This window comes from Nocardia sp. TBRC8007, assembly GCF_056629435.1.
Genome location: NZ_JBWSOR010000105.1, coordinates 1 through 941 on the forward strand (window position 1 = coordinate 1; position 941 = coordinate 941).

Annotated in this window: 1 protein-coding gene; it reads right to left on the reverse strand. The window is 56.5% G+C overall.

Annotated elements, in window-relative coordinates:
• Positions 1-886, reverse strand: an 886-nt coding sequence (locus ACX4ZE_RS22800; RefSeq protein WP_480275513.1) for a condensation domain-containing protein, incomplete at its 3' end; no start/stop codon positions are given.
• Positions 887-941 lie beyond the last annotated feature (55 nt).

A 941-nucleotide genomic window follows, 5' to 3' on the forward strand; every position in this document is an offset into this window, starting at 1 on the left:
CACCCACCGCCGTCTGCGGAGTGGACATCGCACTGTCGAGGTATCTCGCGATAGCGCGCAGATACGACGCAAGGTTCGCGTCGTTGTACAGCTGCGGGTCCGCTTCGATCTTTATTTCACCATCGAGCGTCAGTGACTTGTCGTAATAGCAGAGTACCGACAGCTCCCCGCTCCGGCCGGACGAAACAAACTTCAATTCCGCCGTACCCGAAGATACCCTCAAGGCGCCGAAGAACGGAATAATATTGATCGACGGCCCGAACGGATTGACCACATCACCAGCAGCGCGTAGCTCTCTCCGTAGGTCACCAATGCCGTACTTGGTGTGTCTCCCGATCTTCAGCATCGCCTGCCGAACGTGCAAAGCGAGATCGGCCAGGGACATCTCCCCCCTGATGTCCAATGCCAGGGGGACTGTGTTCGAAAGCAGGCACGGCGTGCGATCAACACGACCATCCCGATTAGCGACAGGCACTTGAATGCAACCGCTGTCACGAAGCGAGAATCGGTAGAGAGCGCCCGCCACTACCGCAATCAGAAGAAACGACAGCTTCACACCGATAGCCTCAGCCGTACGGTCCAAGCCACCGAGCACTTCACGCGGAACAGGCATCGAGGCACTGAGACGACAGGAACTATCCGCAGACGCATCTCCGAACACATGCAAAGGAGCATGATCCGCAGCGAATTCTTTCAACCAGAAATCACGATCGACCGATTTACGTTCCTTCGTATAGAGGCGGTCACGTTCCAGAAGTTCGGCTACACCCGAGAACCCGCACGGTGACGCGGTGTGCCCGCTTCTCGATGCGGAATAGACATCCAGAACGCGTTGCGCCCAGATCGCTATACCAGCCGCATCGATAACCGTGTGATGAAAACACATCGCGACAAAGACACGGTCACGGGCCAACTTGAGTATCCCCACACGATACAAATAG